This window comes from Alteromonas profundi, from assembly GCF_010500865.1.
GTDB classification, from domain to species: Bacteria; Pseudomonadota; Gammaproteobacteria; order Enterobacterales; family Alteromonadaceae; genus Alteromonas; species Alteromonas profundi.
The window spans coordinates 105,720-124,793 of record NZ_JAAAWN010000013.1 but is presented as its reverse complement, the minus strand read 5'-3'; the positions used below and the strand labels follow the sequence as shown (position 1 = coordinate 124,793).

At 41.9% G+C, this 19,074-nt stretch carries 17 protein-coding genes and 1 pseudogene; all 18 read right to left on the bottom strand.

Annotated features, from left to right (window positions below):
* Positions 1–134: 134 nt before the first annotated feature.
* Positions 135–1,253 (bottom strand): annotated as a pseudogene (locus GTH32_RS11400) (ISNCY family transposase); the annotation flags it as partial.
* A 224-nt stretch (positions 1,254–1,477) separates the two neighbouring features.
* A complete protein-coding gene (locus GTH32_RS11395; protein WP_163085806.1) occupies positions 1,478–2,638 on the bottom strand; it encodes an IS30 family transposase in 1,161 nt (386 codons plus the stop codon).
* Between the two features lie 280 nt (positions 2,639–2,918).
* On the bottom strand, positions 2,919–3,326 hold the full coding sequence (locus GTH32_RS11390) for a diacylglycerol kinase (RefSeq protein WP_075607111.1): 408 nt from the start codon (positions 3,324–3,326) through the stop codon (positions 2,919–2,921).
* Positions 3,314–4,921: a phosphoethanolamine--lipid A transferase gene (locus tag GTH32_RS11385; protein ID WP_163085804.1), complete on the bottom strand. Its 1,608-nt coding sequence runs from the start codon at positions 4,919–4,921 to the stop codon at positions 3,314–3,316. The genes GTH32_RS11390 and GTH32_RS11385 overlap by 13 nt, the downstream gene beginning before the upstream one ends.
* Before the next feature lie 122 nt (positions 4,922–5,043).
* The gene (locus tag GTH32_RS11380) at positions 5,044–6,786 is read right to left on the bottom strand and encodes an ArnT family glycosyltransferase (RefSeq protein WP_163085803.1); all 1,743 of its coding nucleotides are present in this window, start codon (positions 6,784–6,786) and stop codon (positions 5,044–5,046) included.
* On the bottom strand, positions 6,761–7,477 hold the full coding sequence (locus GTH32_RS11375) for a TVP38/TMEM64 family protein (RefSeq protein ID WP_075607108.1): 717 nt from the start codon (positions 7,475–7,477) through the stop codon (positions 6,761–6,763). The genes GTH32_RS11380 and GTH32_RS11375 overlap by 26 nt, the downstream gene beginning before the upstream one ends.
* Positions 7,478–8,212, bottom strand: a complete 735-nt coding sequence (locus GTH32_RS11370) for a glycosyltransferase family 2 protein (protein ID WP_075607107.1) — start codon at positions 8,210–8,212, stop codon at positions 7,478–7,480.
* A 238-nt stretch (positions 8,213–8,450) separates the two neighbouring features.
* On the bottom strand, positions 8,451–8,762 hold the full coding sequence (locus GTH32_RS19785) for an LNS2 domain-containing protein (RefSeq protein WP_425482367.1): 312 nt from the start codon (positions 8,760–8,762) through the stop codon (positions 8,451–8,453).
* A 1,016-nt stretch (positions 8,763–9,778) separates the two neighbouring features.
* Positions 9,779–10,363 carry a tetratricopeptide repeat protein gene (locus GTH32_RS11365; RefSeq protein WP_414630866.1) on the bottom strand — a complete coding sequence of 195 codons (585 nt, stop codon included), beginning with the start codon at positions 10,361–10,363 and terminating at the stop codon, positions 9,779–9,781.
* A gap of 136 nt (positions 10,364–10,499) precedes the next feature.
* Positions 10,500–11,345 carry an SDR family oxidoreductase gene (locus GTH32_RS11360; RefSeq protein ID WP_163085801.1) on the bottom strand — a complete coding sequence of 282 codons (846 nt, stop codon included), beginning with the start codon at positions 11,343–11,345 and terminating at the stop codon, positions 10,500–10,502.
* Positions 11,346–11,391: 46 nt separating this feature from the next.
* Positions 11,392–12,072 (bottom strand): iron-containing redox enzyme family protein, encoded by a 681-nt coding sequence (locus GTH32_RS11355; protein WP_075607104.1) that lies wholly within the window; start codon positions 12,070–12,072, stop codon positions 11,392–11,394.
* Positions 12,073–12,075: 3 nt separating this feature from the next.
* Positions 12,076–13,581: an AMP-binding protein gene (locus tag GTH32_RS11350; protein ID WP_163085799.1), complete on the bottom strand. Its 1,506-nt coding sequence runs from the start codon at positions 13,579–13,581 to the stop codon at positions 12,076–12,078.
* A complete protein-coding gene (locus GTH32_RS11345) occupies positions 13,571–14,323 on the bottom strand; it encodes a thermostable hemolysin (RefSeq protein WP_075607102.1) in 753 nt (250 codons plus the stop codon). Before GTH32_RS11345 ends, GTH32_RS11350 begins: the two co-directional genes overlap by 11 nt.
* Positions 14,324–14,526: 203 nt before the next feature.
* Complete coding sequence (locus GTH32_RS19515) at positions 14,527–14,748, bottom strand: hypothetical protein (protein WP_246223232.1); 222 nt, start codon at positions 14,746–14,748, stop codon at positions 14,527–14,529.
* Between the two features lie 1,241 nt (positions 14,749–15,989).
* Entirely contained in the window at positions 15,990–16,685 is a 696-nt protein-coding gene (locus tag GTH32_RS11330) for a hypothetical protein (RefSeq protein ID WP_013783476.1), read from the bottom strand.
* Entirely contained in the window at positions 16,682–17,446 is a 765-nt protein-coding gene (locus GTH32_RS11325; RefSeq protein ID WP_013783477.1) for an FTR1 family protein, read from the bottom strand. The genes GTH32_RS11330 and GTH32_RS11325 overlap by 4 nt, the downstream gene beginning before the upstream one ends.
* Positions 17,436–17,801, bottom strand: a complete 366-nt coding sequence (locus GTH32_RS11320) for a cupredoxin domain-containing protein (RefSeq protein ID WP_013783478.1) — start codon at positions 17,799–17,801, stop codon at positions 17,436–17,438. Before GTH32_RS11320 ends, GTH32_RS11325 begins: the two co-directional genes overlap by 11 nt.
* The gene (locus GTH32_RS11315) at positions 17,785–19,074 is read right to left on the bottom strand and encodes an ATP-binding protein (protein ID WP_163085797.1); all 1,290 of its coding nucleotides are present in this window, start codon (positions 19,072–19,074) and stop codon (positions 17,785–17,787) included. Before GTH32_RS11315 ends, GTH32_RS11320 begins: the two co-directional genes overlap by 17 nt.

The window sequence follows — 19,074 nt, the reverse complement described above, 5'->3', positions numbered from 1 at the left end:
TGATTATATCAACGGGTATTACAACAACGTTAGGCCACATCATTATAATGCTGGTTTAGCACCAAATGAATCTGAGGTTATATACCAAGATTCTAAAACTGTGGCCAAAATTAGTTGACCACTACAGATGCCAGTTTGCTTGGTTCATTAACTTCCGAGATCTTCAGTTTGCGACCAGCGAAGTGAGCGGTAAACCCTTTTTTACTCGTGTTCCTTATCTCGATTTTCTGATTGGTAATGGAGTGCTTGAGCGGTGAATCTATTAGGTAGAACTTGTTGCCATAACTGAAGGTATGGTCATTACGTATTTTGCGGTGATCTTTAATGACGCAGATATCATCAAGGTTGATGTGTTTCGACAGAGGCGTAAATTCAGGTGCTTGTTTTGATTTAACTTGAATTTTGGTTTGCCAGAACTGCGGAATAAAGACGTATTTAAGGTAGGCATTGGCGGCAGCAATATCATTAATATTGTTCAGCCTAAGCTCGGGAACAAGACGGTCTTGGAAGGTATCGAATGCTCGCTCAATACGGCCTTTGCCTTGTGGTGAATTGGCAAAGATGATTTCAATCCCTAGCTCTTCGCAAGCCCTCTGCATCTGTGAGAAGTTGCAGCGTTTAGGGCCGCCGAAGATACCGGCTCTATCGACATAAAGCGTTTTGAACACGCCTTTGGTTTCAATACAATCTCGCATCACTTGCAAACAACCAACCGTCGTTTCTGAGGGAAAGAACTCGGCGTAGACTTCACTGGTTGCATCATCAATCATGGCAATTAAACAGTGCTTTCTATCCCCAAACCAGAGATGTGGACTGCCATCCATTTGCATCATTAGACCCGGTGCTTCCATGCGCTCTCTGCGTTTTCGAACATTGCTACGTCTTCGTTTGGCTCGTTTAACATGATGAATATCATGTGCCCAACCACGCAGTGTCTCTCGTTTCACGACAATGTGTTCATCAGTTTCTAGCTTTTCCGCAAGATGGAGCAAATTTAAATCAAAATACTTTTCTTTGATTAAGACCTGCACCGCTTTTTTTATTGATTCCGGCGTTTTGTTGAGTGGGGCTTTACCACTGTTACCATGAATAGCGAATTGAATACCAACTTGCTGATATTGCTTTACGTAGCGTTCAATGGTGCGTCGAGACTTGCTGAGTAACTTAGCAGCATTGACAATTGTTATCCTGCCTTCAACCACTTTAGCAATAATATCAACGGTTAGTTGAGCTTTAGAATCCATCATGATCATCCTCAACATGCCTCAAATATTCAAAAAAAGAACATTACCAGACATGTAAAAAAGTGACCGACAGTTTCCCTTGGTAATTAGCGATTACGACAGAATCGCTTGGTAATTAAGATACGACAAAGTCGCTTGGTGTTAACAACATAAGATGGATTGGTCGTCATTTGAACTGACAGATCTGATAACAGGGTGGTATCAATTCTGACAGTCTGTTGCGTACCTTGAGTTCAATCGATGGGCGCAACACATCGGTTAAATTTCTGTGCTGGTGTTTCATAGTCTAACGTTTTTCTTGGTCTTTCGTTAAGTTGTCTCGCTACGCTGCTAAGTTTTTGTTGGCTGTGTACTGATAAGTCGGTACTTTTTGGAAAATACTGCCGTAGTAATCGATTGGTGTTTTCATTGGAACCACGTTGCCACGGTGAGTAAGGATCACAAAGATAGACTTTTATATCAGTGGCTAGAGTGAACTGTTTGTGGTCTTTAATTTCTCTCCCCCTGTCCCAAGTTAGAGATTTATATAGTTCCTTAGGTAGCTTTTGAGCGTGCTTAATAAGTGCAGCAATCACGGTCGACGTTTTACTATCATCCACTTTTGCCAGCATTACGAATCGAGAGTGCCTCTCTACTAGTGTCGCTATGTAACTGTTGTTAGAACCACATATAAGGTCGCCTTCCCAGTGACCAGGTATCGCTCTATCTTCAACTGATGCAGGTCGCTCACTAATAGAAACGGCGTCAGGAATTTTTCCTAGACCTAACCTTTTCAGTGAAGATTGACGCGACTTGCGAACCACTCTTTTTGACCGCAAACACTTTTGCAGTTCTTTCTTTAGAGCGCTTCGCGTCTGAATGAAGAGTGTTTTATAGATGGTTTCGTGAGACACGTACATTTCCTGATTATTGGGGTATTGTCGCTTTAACCAACCTGCAATTTGTTGTGGTGACCATGCCCTTTTAAGCTTAACGGCTATCAGCTTACATAAATCTGGAGAGTCAATTAACTTACATGGCTTAGGTCTCAATGCTTCGTCCCATGCTCGTTGTTCAGCTCTTACGGCACGGTAGTGCTTCAGCCCACCATTTCTTTTTACTTCACAGCTAATTGTAGATGGCGCTCTAGACAAACGTCTGGCAATTTCTCGAATGGATTGTTTACCGACTAAGCATCGTGATATTTCTTCTCTTTCATCAAGCGAAAGAGACTGTAGATGTCTTTTTCGTTCTGGTGGCCGATACCCACCAGTTTGATAAATGGTTGGCATAATAGAAGAGTGAAAGCGGTCAAACATTCTAGCGATATCATGCAGCGAATCACCTCGCTTATACCTGTCCCAAATAAGTGCTTTCTGTTCTGGTGAGTAATAGATACGTTTTCTTTGTTTCATGGCAACATTCCTCCTTTAATAAGGATAGCGTTGCACTCACCAATTGAACTCAAGACGTAAAGCAGCCGTTGGCTTGCTGCGTCTTTTAGGTAGTTACGTTCAATTAGCGGATTACTGCATCTAGTGATATTTGTGATAAGTTTCATAGTTAAAACAGACTTTAACTTCCCATTTCAAAGTTTGTGAATTGTAGAGATTTACTGCTTTTAGCAATATGAACGTAATGGAAAGTTTGACTCATGCCCGAGCGTTACCATATTGTGGTGCCAACAGATTCGAATCAAAAATACCTACACAGTGCTCCTAACCATAACAAAGATGAAATTGCGATAGCCACGAAAACACCCGCTGAGCCTAAGTCTTTTGCTAAGCCTGACAGTGGGTGAATCTCTTTTCCGATACGGTCAATAGTGACTTCAATTGCAGTATTGACAATTTCAGCGAACAGGACGAAGAGTATGGAGGAAAGTAAAATCGCCTTTTCCATATAGGGTATAGACCAAAGAGCAAGCACTCCCCCTGCTAAGATAAGTAAGATAAGTTCTTGGCGGAACGCTGATTCGTTTTTAACAAGCCATGATATAGCTCTTACAGAGTTTTTCATTGCTAATACAATACGCAACATACCCTTTGGTTTGGCTTTAGGGTCGAAATGCATTTCTGATGTGGTTTCGTCTATGACTCGCATTTTCGTAAAATATCCTGAGTGGGTTGGTAGGTGCTGCTTTGCACATTAGTAAGACCAAGTAATGTGTCAAAAAGGTTGTCCTGCGAATAAGGATGACTGGATAACGAATTTACACAATCACTATATTGGGGTTGGCTAAACCTGGAGGCCCAATAAACCATTGGTACATGAGTTTGCTCAACAGGCGCTAAATTATAGGGGAAACCGTGCAAATAAAGCCCTTTCTCTCCCAATGACTCACCATGATCCGATAAATAAAGCATCGACGAATTAGGAATAGTGGAAAGCTGTTCAATAATCTGGCCTAGCACGTAGTCTGTGTATGCAATAGTATTATCGTACGTATTTGTCAGCTCTGCCTCTTCACAATTTTGAATATCACTTCTGGGACAATCGGGCACGAACTTAGCAAATTTCTCTGGGTATCTCCGGTAATAGGTAGGCCCGTGTGAGCCAATCATATGTAAGACTATAACTCTATGTTCTTTAGATGGCCTTGAAAGAGTTTCTCTTAAAAGGTCAACAAGTACCTCATCATAACAATAATCTCCATCGCACAACTTGGGATCTCTTGACGGGTTGAAGTCTATAGTCTCTACCCTCTTGCATACTCCTTTACAGCTACTGTTATTGTCAATCCAGGTGACGTCAACACCTGCACGATGAATGATGTCTAAAACATTGTCCTGACTGTCTGCAATACGCGAATCATAATTTTCTCGTGAAAGTCTTGAGAACATACATGGCACGGAGACTGCGGTAGCAGTGCCGCAAGATGTCACCTTGCTAAAACTGATTGCACCTGCGTTCTGGATATTAGGCGTAGTACGCCTCGAATAGCCGTTGCTTGAAAACTTGTCAGCTCTGGCCGTTTCGCCAACCACAAACACTGTAGTAGACGGATGTATATCAGCATTCCCTTTTATGTAGGGACGCTTGTCTAATACTTTGTAGGATAAAGGCGGATAGAAGTAAGTGTCCCGAAGGTACTTGTACCCTGAATCATAAAAGGCGTAGGGAATAATATACTTCGTTAGGTCTTTGTTATTTCTGCCGACAGCTGCATAGCTCTTAAAAAGGAACGTGGCTATAATTGCAATACCCAATAAAGCTAATAAGTTCAGCACTAGAAGGTGCTTGATTCGAGCCTTGAGCTTCCCATTTAATTCCAGGTTAAAAATCGCAAATACAGGGATTAATCCCAATATAGGGAAGAATAAAAAAAGTGTTGAATTTAGATAGGAAAAGGCTTCACCAGAATTTGTTTCCATTACATTCTGTATCATGCTCTTATCGAAAATGACACCATAGGCCAAGGTGCCGTAAAGTAGAAGAGAACTTACAACGAAAGTAATTGCAACTGTGGTGCGCGGCAAAAATAGGGCACCAAAAAGACTTAGAAAAATAACATTAAAAAAGGTTAGCAAGAGCGGTACAGAGAGAAAAAACACCCACTCATTCAATGTTACAGGGGCTACAACTTCATAAACAGCAGACAGAAATGGTGCGTTGAATATTGCTGCGATAAATAATGAAGAAAGTAAAATGAACTGAGCTGATGTAGGATTGAAATTTAGTGTTCTTGGAAATTTCACAATAAGGTTCTCGTGTACTTCTTAGCACACAAGTTACCTGTTAAAACTTAAATAACGCTTAAGAAAAACTGTGGAATGAAAATTTTCGCATTATTTTTTAATTGTATGAAAATATGTAACCCTCACGTAACGGGCCTGTCTGGGATATAACTAAAGATCTCAGTCGTCGTTCTCGTAAGCGGACATTTTTCGGTTAATGCCTCGTGCGATAATAGAACCCAGTGGACGCGATGTGCATATCCTACAGACGTTGCCATTTCTTTTTTAAAACAATCGTTGCGTACGTGTTTTTCATCTACGAGGATATATCTTCCCTTGTCAGTCTTCTCCAGCCACTGGTAGGCGGCAGATAATTGCTCATCAGTAGGGGTATGATAGCCAAAGTGGACGATGGGATAAGGCGAGAAGAGAATAAACTGTTCAGAAAAATCAACAAGTGCAATAGTTGCATCATGTTTGCCAATTTCTTTTTCAATATTTCCAAATACGCTTTTAGGGGTTTTTACATCTTCAAGTAAAGTGTAACCCCATGTAGCGTACATGCCCCAAAGAGTACACAAGAAATAAGGCCAGGCTTTCCAGTGCTTCCCTCTAGAAGTAATCACCGTAACCAGACACGTCAGTACCCCCGTTACTAAAAAAAACATCCACGGAGAAAGCCCGAACTTTTCTTCTAATTTTAGGGCGAATGATGCTTCTACTATGCCGGAAAAACCAAACCCCAATAAGCCTACTGATAGTAAAAATACAACAGCCCACATAAGCCAGGAAAATACTTTTTTATTAACAACTGAATCAAAGTAAGGCGCAGAGATCAGTGCCAGCATCGGCAATGCGGGTAATATGTACACTCCCCGTTTGCCAGGACTTACGCTGAAGAAAAGTAGGACAAGTACAATCCAACCCAACGGTAAGAGTATGCGGGCATCACCTTTTTTAATTGCGCGATACCAAAATGGGATGAGCCATGGAAGAGCGATGCTAATTGGCAGCCAGAATAATGGAATAACCTCAACGAGGTAATACCAGAATGGCTTTATGTGATGCCAGGAATCAGCATATCGAGTGACCGTTTGCCTGAAAAGAATGTTATCTCTATATAGAGCAAGTGATGGATCGTGGCTATTTTCGACCAATATCAACATAGGTACAAACCATAGTGATATAGCCAGTAACATCACCACTGCACCCATTAACCACGGTAATACGGAGTTTTTCGTTTGGTTCTTAGTTATGTCCCGCTGAGGCCAAACGCGTTGATGTATCAAGTATGGTATCAGCATCAGGACTGGTAAAAATCCGACCCCTTTTGTGATGACGCCAATTCCCATGAAGAAAAAGGCGAGGTAATACCAACGCCATCGTCTTTCAACTAAGAAAAAGCGCAGAAGACCATAGCATCCTATTGTTATCCAGCAGCAGACCATTGCGTCTATTTGTGCAGACTTGGCCTGAAGCAAAAATTGAAAACTCAATAAAAGAAGTGACGTTGCGATCAGCGCTTCTTTTGTACTCCACAGTCGTTTTGAGATGTCATACACCAAAAAAAGTGTGAGTAGGCTGCATAAAGCAGATGGGAGCAGAAAGGTAATCTTAATTGACCCGAATAGCGCAAAGAAAAAAGCGATAGACCACATAAACACAGGTGGTTTATCAGGATAAAACTCTTCCGCTCTGGCTGGAAAGAACCACTGACCTGTTTCAACCATTTCTTTTGCAACTTGTGCAAAACGAGGTTCGTCAGCAGGCCAGGGATCTCTTAACCCAAGCCCGATAAATATCAACACGCTAGCCAGTACAAAAAGCCAGAAAGTATAGTTTGGGTGCTTGTTCTTATGTTTAATGGCTAAGCTCGTCTGATTCATTGCTACATTTGCTGCTTTTTGTGAGTGAACGAAGAGTTTTATCGTCATTATGTTGACGACGATAAACCTTAAAAAGATATGCGCTTAGCAAGCTGGAAATCCCGAATAATAGGGCGCTTATGATTATTTTAAGTTCAGAGTTGATTAATACACCCTTACCCATCAATGCAAAAACCGCCATTTGAGGGATGTAGCCAATAGTAGACCCAAGAATAAAAGAGCGTCGTGGAATCTTTGAAACGCCAGCAAAAATGTTTGTGAGTAGATTATTTCCTACTGGCAACAGTCTAATGATAACGGACTTAAGAAAGGGAGAGCGAACTAGAAAGTGGTCTAACTTGCGCACCCGCATTTCAAAGTGTTGAATAATAATCGGTCTAGCGAAATATCGGGATACTGCCATAACTGTTGCACAGCTGAGGGTAGCTGCTAATGTTGAATAGATGACACCTTCAGCAAATCCAAAGGCATACCCCCCCATAAATGCGACTAACTGGCGTGGAAGTCCGATAGAAAGTAAAAATACTGAGACGGCTAAAAATTTGGCTATCCCTGTCACTCCATTATTACGGGTATGCTTGTCTATCCACTCCTGATTAAATGCGTCAAATGAGGGAGAGACCGAAATCAAATGACTAAAAAACAGAATGGTAAGTACCAGAATGAAGAAACGAAGGAGACTGGAATTCAATTAGATACTCTCTTCATTTTCTAAGATGACATCATTAAGTTTATTACGTTTCTGAAGCCAATAAACTCCTGCCATATCAATTAGTCCGACCCCAAGCCGTCCTAACATATTATATTTTGATTTTCCAAATTGCCTGTCTCTGTGATTCACTTCAACAACTTTAATGATCCCACCTTGTCGCCGGATCAGTGCTGGCAGAAAACGATGCATATGGTCAAAATAGGGTAAATCGAGGAATGTTTGTTTTGGAAAGACCTTTAACCCACATCCGGTGTCAGGTGTATCATCATTAAGAAGTTTATTTCTTACCGAATTTGCTAGTTTTGACTGAAATCTTTTCCAAGCTGTATCCTTTCTGTTTTTACGATGACCAGCAATGCAAAAGTGACTCCCTAACGGAAATTGAGAGGCCATAGTCAGGAGGTTTGGTATATCAGCAGGATCATTCTGCCCATCCGCATCAAGTGTAACTACAAGTTCTCCATCAGCATGGCTCACCCCTGTCCAAATAGCTGTACTTTGTCCCACCGAATGCCTATGCCGTAGCACGTTAACTCTGTGAAAGCCACTCGCTTTCAGATAAAGCAAATTCTCAAATGTCTTATCCGTACTTCCATCATCGACATAGATGACTTCGAAGTTTGCTACATCTGTTAACGCGCTATAAATTTCCTCAATTAAGGGTTTTAAATTTTCTTCTTCGTTTCTCGCTGGTATAACAACTGAAATTCGCACGTAGCCCTCTGTCAAAGCCTCAAAATCAAGCAAATTCTATTTTCGATAAAAAAACACTAACAAATGAAACTTAAGGTAACCTTATGAAGAGTCTTTTAATTGAGGTAAAAATGTCCTAATCGCTCAGGAAGGAAGAAATAGGCTGTTAAGGAGTGAACGCTATAGGAATGTGTTTTGACCAGCTATCGTAGCACTTTCCCCCTAGACCCTGACCTGCACACACGAGCACCTTGTCTTGCTATGGAAAATATTTTGTCTTGAGGACCATGTGAGCGGCAAAACCAGTGCTTGAATCACCATAAGCAACAAAAAATTTCCAGCCAGACTCCGTGTAACGCTTTAGAATATTTAGTTTAAACGTTTTAAAGTTTTTTCGCTCAGCCATCGAATTCGCTACCTGAATACCCCTTTCTGGGAAATTGTATCCGAATAAATGAATTTGCCTATTGAACCGGAAGTATGAATTTCGCACAGTCAGATAGTTAATTTTGAAGCGGTTATTAGCGTACGATTGAACAAGTTCAAACGTATTTTCTCTTTCAGAATAAATTTATTATTTACAGTAGGTTAATGCTCCATCTATGTAAAAGTGACTGCTTTGCCACTCCTACCATTGTGGAAAAATTTCTGTAGAGGTAATTGTGCACCCACTAAACTAAGTAGCAGGACTAGTATAAGCCTTGATCGTTAGTCACAAGACGTTATTCATATTGAATATGATAACGAGATAAACTAAAGAGTTACTGAACGGAACCAGTCGATTTCTATTCAAAGAATCACTTATGCGCAGGTTGAGATATAAATGTTCAGTACCTTCTTCACTTAAGTTTTCTCATAAATGGGAGACAAATTAGGGTAATTCAAATTGATACACCTTGGAATAAAGCCCCTATTATCGAGCAGAAAAAGCCTCTTCAATTAGCACACAAATGGGTTATCAGAATTCGTTTAGAACTTTAAGGGCAAACTCGAGTCCTCGCATTATTTAATCTTGTGAAACTGAAAGTGTCAGGCGTGGTATGCGGACGTAAAGCTCTACGGAGAGCACACGTTGTTCAGCAAAAAACAGGCAGTCCTGTTCAATTTGAGATAATACCGAACACTGGAAAATAGATTTTAGCCTGGGTAAAGAAAACTTGGCTACGGATTCTGACTACCTTTTGAAGTCACGCATCAATTCATCTTATGCTCATATCTACCAGTCAATTCAATCGTATTTTTCATAGATGGATTGACAAACTCAGGCTAGATACCCCTATACAGCCCCATTCGAAGCGTAGAACCAAGCCTTATCTTATCTATAAGAAGACAAAAACCTTCGGTTTGTCCAACTATTGCCCCGCCATAAGAAGTTAGAGAGCGCTGTCCGCTCTTTAGGCATCGAGGTGGACGACATAGAATCTATAAAAGTTTATGCTGCAAGGGGCTGCTTGTGGAGTCCTGTTGTAAGTAGAGCGGACATTTTTACCTTAAGCTCTCTTTTTGAGACCGATTAGTAACTTGTTTCGAACTGAGAAAGTACGCCCGCAACATTTAAATTGCGAGCGTTTTTTAGACGATAAAATGTTAGCTCTTTTGAGCTAACTTATCTTCAAGTCGAGAAATTTCTTGCTTTCTTCCTAAATCGGCAAGCGGGCGTCCTGCTCTAGCAGGAGCTTGTTTCGCTTTTTTGACAAACGCTCGTGCTTGGTCGTACTTACCATTGTCATATAAAAATTCAGCGTAAAAGTAGTTAGGGTCAATACCATCTGGGTTGATTTCAAGGGCATGCTTTAACAGTTTCTCCGCTTTCTTGTCATTGCCAAAGCTTATCGGCCAGCCCGGTAGTTTATGATAAAGCACCCCTAGGCTTGTCATGGCTGAACCTGCCAATGCATTTTCGTCTAATCGCATAGCCTGCTCAAAGCTCTTACGCGCAGCTTTGGCGTAATCGAGTGCACCTAACCCGCCTTTAGCCCCCGCTATGCTCGATTGAATAATGCCTTGCCAAATGACTAATTCAGGGTTGTTGGGTTCTTTACTAACAAAAAACTTCGCTTTTTCCATAAGCGTGGCAAAGGCTTTTTCTTTTTGCTTATCCTCCAACTCATAGTTGATATGAGCCCATTCGTGTTGAAGTATAGAAAGAGGAGATTGAATCTCTTGCTGCATCGACGGGGTTGATACTTCGTTTAATGACTGTCTTACGTTATCTTGGGCAAATGTGTAACTTACAAAGCCCAGAGATAATGTAAGTAGAGTAATTCGGGTTACAAGGGCTAAATTTTTCATCATGATCGCTCCGGTACTAAATCAACTTACTAGATAATTCGTTGGTATTTTGCGCGTTGTCTATGCGTGCACTCTGCTCTCTTTTGCTGAATGTGTGGTGTTTAATAATGGGTAGCTTTTTCGCCAACGCGTTATCTACAATGGTGGGAAGAATGGCATTCAATTTGGCAAAGAATCGCTCAGCAAAGCCGATGCTAAAGCGAGTTTTGTTTTGCTCTACTAATTTAATAAGCGCTTGTGCAACAACTTCTGGAGTATCAACTTGATTACCCAGCGCTTTATTGAGTGCAACAGCTCTCTCGTCATTGATTTTCGTTGAGGTCGCTCGAGGCGCCAAATAGTGAAACCGAATGTTGCTGTTGTGATATTCGCGGTGCAGGGCTTCACTCCAACCTTTAATTCCAAACTTAGTCGCGCAATAAGTACTGTGAGCCGCAAAACCAATGCTACCGAGCGCTGATCCCACATTGACAACATGCGCCTGAGGACGCTGTGACAAAAGGGGAAGTAAGGCTTGAGTAAGCAACATGGGCGACAAAAGGTTAGTGGTCACCACTGACTCGATCGGTGCATTGGTAAATTCACCAACATGGGTTGTACCAGCATTGTTAATCAGCATACTCACCGGTAATCGCTCGCAAACGTGAATAAGCTTAACTCGACCTTCATGGTGCGATATGTCTGCAGCTACAATAGTATGGTGGTGTTTAAGCGACTGCTGTAATTCTTTTAGACGTATTTCATTTCTGCCAGTAAGAATGAGGTGTACACCTTTTTCATCAAATGCTTTAGCAACGGCGTGTCCAATGCCACCACTGGCACCTGTTACTAGTATTACTTGATTTTGCCATTGAATATTCATAATACTTTACCTTGCGTTATCCCTAGCTAAAACAGTGTTCACCAAGTTACGCAGTTTGTGCAACGGGGTGTAAACCATGTTCTGGTGTAAGTTCGCGAAAAATATCACCATACAAGCGATAAAACATGTTAGCGCTGTGTATGATCATGGCCTGCTCTTGAGGGGCGACTATTTTGTTCATTAACCCCTCAAAGAACACTATATGCTCTTGGTCCAGTGCACCATGTGAAGTCAAATACTTAAAAGCTGACTTGGGGAGCGACAGCTTGTCTTTAATTTGCTTTGCCGCAGCATCAGCCAGCGCAATGCTTGTGCCTTCCAGTACAAACACCATTCCAAAAAAATAAAGTGGGTTTTTACGCGCAATGGCGTCAAACGCATAGGCAACCATAAGTTCAGTAGCGGGTGCAGGCTGGCCGTAGCGAACTTCGTTCTTATCCACCCCACATGCTGCTAAGTCGTTTAAAATCCACTCTTGGTGTCCCATTTCCTCTTCAATATATTCGCCAATTGCTTCGCGAAGCCATTCTTTCTCTTCGGTTAATTTCGCGCCAGTAGCCATAAGAAGCGGGACGGTGAATTTAACGTGGTGATAGGCCTGTTGAAGGAACGCTATATAATCATCAAGGGAAAAGTCATTGTTAAAACAACGTTGAATTATTGGCACTTGTAAAAACGTGTTTCTAGCTTGCTCGGTACTTTCTTGAAGTTGTTGATAAAATGACACTATTTACTCTCCAGAGATAATGTTTTTATACACACTGTTTTCAGCGTGCGAGATAAAGTAAGAGGTTGAATACAGTGCGGCTAAAGTACAGCTGTAATGAGTGATTACATCGTCCCGTTTGACCTTACCTGTTTGAGTTAACAACCCATTTTCTGGTGTAAACGGCGCAACGACATCAAAGTTTTCTATTTGTGCATAGTCGGGTAATTGTTGATTAATCAGTTCAACGGCTTTTCTAATTCTGTCCATTGAGATCTGAGGTGATAAAGGAACTATCAAAGCAACACTGTGGGGGCGAGCTTCACAGAAGACGAGCGCCTGACGCAATAATCCACTCCCCATCAGTAAAGATTCGATCCATTCCGGTGACACGTTTCTACCTGCGCTGTTAACCATAATATTTTTCTTACGGCCACTTAACGTTAAAACGCCATCGTTAATAACGCCTAGGTCCCCAGTTCTCACCTCGGATGGATAAAAACTTTCTGGTTGATTCAAATATCCTAAAAAATGATTACCCGTCACGACAACTTCGCCTTTGTCTATATGAAGTGTATTGTGACCAAGCGCTTTGCCTGCAGAACCAAGCACATTGCAGTTTGGTGTATTGAGTGTAGAGACCGAAACAGCCTCTGACAGGCCATAGCCTTCATAAACGGGTAAGCCTCTGGTTCGAGCTTCAGTCAATAAGAAAGGTGAAACATGAGCGCCGCCAACTGCTATAAACGATAACGACGTCGGTGGCAGCCAGCCTTTTGAACATGCTTGGAGAAGCACCATGAGTAAATCCGGTACTAAGATAATTGACGTTGGCTGCACATCGTTTATTAGTTTTAGTAATGTTTGCGGGTTTACAAGTCGACTACCTTCAAAACCTCTCGCACTTGCGGATGCAAGCTGTACAGTACCGCCATGAAGTAGTGGCGCATAAATACCCGCTATATTTTCAAGCAATGTAGAAAGAGGCAGTATGCACAAATGATTGACTTCGTCCTGTTGAAAAGCACTATCAATAGACCTTGCAACTTGCCACTGAGATTCGTTAGAAAGGCATACACCTTTTGGCGTGCCTGTCGACCCTGACGTAAAAGTAATCTTGTTAGTGCCTGTAGGCATACTCACCGATGCTGCGAGCGGAGTTAGCATATATCCAGTAATGTTTAAGCTATCACTCAAGACTTCTTTCTTAGAAGAAGGAAAGAAGCTTAAGACTTCGGTCGTGAGTAGGCATTCACACTGACTCTCTTCGATAACATGTCGCTGCTGTGTCTCACTGAAAAACAGTGGAATAGGTACGCAGCAAACTTGTGCTTCTTGGCATGCAAGGTCAGCTACCACCCACGCAAAACTATTGTCAAAGGCGATAGCAATGCGACTCACATTGTTGTTTGTGATCCAATTGGCAAGGTGAGTAACTGCCTCTTTAAGTGCCAAATACGTCAACGATTTATCTTTGTACTTCAGCGCAATAGCTGAGTCGTCACCGTTTAAGTAGTGCTCAAGCAACATGCGAGGCTCCTTTTGGGTAGCAAACTAAGGCATCGTTTAGTTGTTGTTCGAAATTTGAACCAGTGATGAGTCCAATTGCCTGTTGATAGTATTGACGAAGAAGTACACTGTTCATTACCTGATGGGTAACTTCTTTGAGGGCCAGGGCTATTACTTGTGGTGCTGTATCGTAATACGTACCCCAATCATCGTGACTGGATACCAGTTTTTTTGCATTAGCTGGCGCCAAGAAAATAAGCGAAACACCTGAATTTTGAAGAAGTTTTTTTACTTGGGTCGTCGCACTAAACACAACGTGCTTTTTACCAAGCTGAGAGAATAAAAAGCACAGTGACAGTAAAAGTGGTAGCGTATATCGCGGTGAACAACTAAATAAGTTACCTACTTCTACAATTTCGTGTCTTTGCGTGCTAATTCCATGACGTAATAATTCCCCCTCAATAGTGCTATCTAAGTACTGCTCGATGAAAAGTGCGTGGTTGGTGCTGTCAGTAGCACTACATCTCGCACCGGCGGCAGCCTTTACTCCGTTAAATTCAAGTGCAAACAACATAGGCATGAATGAAGTGATATGCGCGTTATAGCGAGTAGCGAAGCCATTAGCGATAAAGGTTTCAATTTGTTGCCTTGCTGGGTAAGTAAGATTTGCAGCAACAAAAGCAAGTGATCTGCGCTGTCTTCTGTGCTGAAATGCCTCCCCATCGTCGAGGGGGGTTGGTGCTACCGATAAAGTAAGGCTCATACGTACACTCTTGTGTTCTTCGATAGTATGAGTATTACCGCGCTACCTTAAGAGTAGCTTAAGTGGGTCACTTTTTTTGGTAACTAACGTAAAACGTGGTTCGTCGGGCGGCCAGGCATCGAGAACGCCTAAACCACTGAAAATAATGATGGCTGCAACAACAAAAAGTACGAAAATCTTACGCTCGTGACGAAATATATTTGTCACTGCGCATGGTCCTTGTGAGTAAAGCGCAACATTGAAAGTATTAGCAAAACGCTAATTACTAGGCCTGCTATATGGATAGGTTTTTCTACGGCATTAATATAACGAGAGCCACCTCCTAGCATTGAGAAAAGTAAGGTTTGCGGAATAAAGCCTAACCCACTTGCTATAATGAAAGGAATTAAAAGTACTAGAAACGCGCCACCTATAGTATTGGTCACAACATTGGCGCCTATTGGGAACAGTCGAACCATAAGTATTGTTCGAAAGCTGCTTTTCAGGAGTACACGCGCAATTGTAAAAAACGGTTTTCATAAACTTCTGATTTAATGGCTTTGGCTATGAGCTTTCTAAAAGAACCGCGTACCAATAGATAGGCTGCACTTGCGGACATACAGGTAAGTAGTAGCGCTATAATACTACCCTCAGATGGGCCAAAGCCACGCCCTCAAAAAAGCTAACAGCTTGCCGGGGAATACCCAGTGTCATTAATACCACAAAGGCACTCAAAACCAAGAATACTTCTTCCGTGCTGAGTTTCGCTATGTAAGATATTAACCAGTTTGGATCAGTGCTATGTGCTCAAGAATGTCACTGGATACTTGAACTGATAGGTAACTAACCACTGCCTCATCAGGAAACTGACAGTACGCATAAGAGGAAAATACTCACTTTTTATGCGTGAATATCACGTTGATGGAACCGAGTTTATTTACACTACATCAACCACCTGGCGCCGAGCATATCTACAATACCAGCCCAATCTCTATTCCAAGCATTGTAATTTGATTGACTTCATGGCGAGCTAGATGATTCACAGTGACTTTTCCCCTGAATTAGCACCAATCTTCCGATGAGATTTTTCATATTATGCTAGCCGCTTTGTGAAGGCATAGATGCAATTGATCAAAATATGGAAGCAATAGAAAGGTACGTCGTGGAAGCAGCTTTAACCCACAGCCCGTATCAGGTTAGCATCACCTAAAACATTCTGACGAATGCAATTCACTACTTTAGATTGCACACGTTTCATCTTGTATCTTTTCTTTTTTGTCGATAACCAATGACGCAAAAGTGGGGACTATTTACTTGTTTAGCTGTTTCTATTAATTTTGGGATATCCACAGGATCGTTTTAACCATCAGCGTCTAACGTAACAATCCATTTTCCGTGAGCAGCGATTACCAGAAGTGCTCTTTCTGCAACTGGAGATGTCCACTCCCCCTTAAAGTAAAGGGAATGATCCTGCCAAAGTGGCCAGTAATGTAGATGTATTGTAATCACTACCGTCATCGCCTACGATGACTTCAGTTTGTTCAGGAGTTACTGAATGAATAATCTCCCATAGCAATGAAGGAAGATTTTTTGCAGACAGAGCTACACCAACGTCTATCGATGCATATGGCGTGTGTATGAAAGTAAAAACCTTAAGAAAAGCTTAAGCCTATAATACGTCTGAGCATTAAAATTCGTATTCCAGTGACATACGCAATGTGTGATCTTTACTGTCACCATTGAGCCCTGCAATAAAGCCAAGCTCCCATTTTAATTGCTTTTGCCTGTCGTAGCGTTTAATTCCCATAAAAACCGGACCAGCGCCCACATAGTCCTCTCCTACATATATCTCAATACCGGGTTGAACCTCTGGGAGCCAGCGATAGCGAAATTTTGCTTTGAATTCGCTCTCCCACTCATTGGCAATGGTTTCACCCCATTCATATACTAGGCTTGCGTTAGTAGTTAGACTAAACTGACCAAACTCTTTTTCATTCAGAATGCCGGCCTTAGCTGCCCAGTCATCCGTATTGTGTTGCTTTTCTAATTCAAATAAGGCTCCCCAATCAGCCCAATACTTTCCTTGTTCAGTGACCATCCAACGAAGCTCAAGTTCATAAGATTCTATCCCAAAATCTCGGTTTTCATCGCGAGCTCCCACAAGGTAAGCCTCCAGGATTACAAACTCAGAAAGGGCGTGTCCAAACGAGTAGCGTTGCATCAATACATTGCCGTTATCATTTTGGCGTGAAGTTAATCGCCACTCGAATTCGCGTTCAAAAGGCAATACATAAGGGTGATAGACTCTGTCTACGGTAAAATTGTCAGCGCTCACAGAAAATGCGGCAAGAAGGACAACTAATAATAAGATAGTGCGCTTCATTGTGTAACCTCCACTTGTTGCCACAGCGCAGGTATGCGCTTCCTTGTCGCAGCAATAGTATTGGGCACAACCAAAGTAAATATAAATAACATCATGTAACTCATTGATGGAGTGGCTTCGTAGCCAATTAATGCGTTCAATAAATGCCCATACTCGCTGTTGTCACTAACGATATGACTACTATCCCAAACTTGTTGTGGGGCAGGAAATATATCTATTTGTTCCAAAAGAAGCGCGATGTTTGCAACTTGCGCGGCGACAAAAAGAGTCGTGAAACAAAACGTCGCTTTGTGGCTTACAAAGTGCGTTAGTGCGATATTGAGCAAAATAGCGATGCTGATACTGATCCCCAGCCCAATTGTAGTACCAAGAAAAAGCAACGTACTATCACTGTTATGCGTAAGCCCTGACACAAAGTACACCATAAAATGCAAACTGTTAGGTAACCCAATACCCAGCACAAGCAACGTAATACCCATTCTGATGAAGTTACGTTTTGAAAAGGGACAAATGACTAGCACACAAATACCTATCCAGGCACTCACTAGGAGTAACGATTTTAATAACTCAAAGCCAGCGCCCTCTGCCAGTTGAGAGATAACGCCTAGATAAGAATATGTCATTGCTGCGGTCACTAACAGTGAGGCTATTCGCCATACTAGCGACAATCGTGAAACGCCAGGTAATGCAAGAAGTACACTGAGCAATAGAAAAATAGGTAATGTGTCTCTTAAGAAGAGTACGACCGTATTAATGAGCATCAGGCTTCTCCTCTTGTTCCTTTACGACTACTTTGCCCACTGCACTGTTAGGGTGGAATTCTCCAAAGAAAGGATATTCACCTTGTGTCAGCGGTCCAATGTAAATACTGCCTTTGCTTTTGGCAAAAATCACTTTTTCTCTGTTAAGGGAAAAACTGTCTATTTCCTCGGGGCTATCGTCGAAATTGATGAAAGTAAGACGTACCTTTTTCCCCGCTGGAACCACTACATTCTGCGGGTAAAAAAGATGATCTTTAATTTCTATCACGACTTCAGTTAGTGCAAACGCACGAGGAGAGAAAAATGATAAAAGGCCAATAAAAAGGCCAATAGAAAATTTAAAGTAAGAGTTCATTTTCAAACTCCACCTTCACTTCAAGGCCTCCGATCTTAGCATCATCAAGCACAACATTGGCATTATGCAGAGCAGCAATTTGCAATACTATGGCCAAACCAAGGCCGCTGCCTGTTGTCGTCTTAGCTTGTGCTGCGCGGTTAAATCGCTTTAATACGCTGGCTCGTTCACTTATTGGTATGCCAGGACCCGAGTCCGCGACACTCAAAACTACGTTTGATGCGAGTTGTTCAATTCGAACAACAATTTGTGCCCCTTCAGGGGAATAATTACTGGCGTTGGTAATAAGATTTTGCAATAAGGTGTACAACATAAAATGTACGCTGTTTAACCAAATCTCATCGCCTTCTAAGGATATCTCTTGCTGTTTGGTTTCAATTTTTCCATATAGATCGCTAATCACTTCTTGCGCAACAAAGTGCAGATTAACTGCCTCTTTTTGTTCTACAAATGTCTCCGGACTGGTACGTGTCAGTAACAAAAATTGATTCACCGCGTGAATCATCCGATCGGTGTCGCGTTGAAGCGTTTCAAGTAGTTTACCGCTATCTCCTAATTCTTCAGCAATATTGTGAATATTGATTTTCATCACACTTAGCGGTGTACGCAGTTCATGTGCGGCGTTGGACGCAAACTGCTGTTCTCTTTCAAACGCAGCACTTAGTCGAGAAAACATTGAGTTGAGCGTAGAAACAACAGGTTTAAGTTCACTGGGTTCTCTATCAAGTGCAATGGTAGAAAAGTTATTACCTGTTCGTTTAGCCAATTTTCGAGAAAGCTGTTTTAGGGGGGCAAGCCCCCAGGTTATTCCTAAAAACAAAATTACGACAAGAAGGGGAACACTGACAATAAAAGGAGTAATGGAAGCAACGGTTAATGCATCTGCTAACGTAAAGCGATTACTCAATGGTTGCGCCACCATGTACCAAGAGCCATCATCTTTTACATAAGAGGTATGCACACGCCATCGTGTTCCAAGAGCATTTTTTTCTGAGAAACCGTCTTTAAAGTCAGAGAGTGGGGCCTTTAACACTTTGCTTGAACTTTTTATCAGCTTATCGTCCTGCCAGATTTGAAATAACAAAGCGTGATCTTTACCTGGTGAGCCACCATTGAACGAAGCAACGGCACTACTTAACGCGGTGAGTTCATTGTCTAGTAGCGTAGTTGATATACCTATTGTGGCACGATAGCCGTGGAGCGCCGCACTGAAGACAATAAGGACTAAAGCACTGGTAAGAGTTAAAATAAGAAAGCGACGAATCGACGTCAC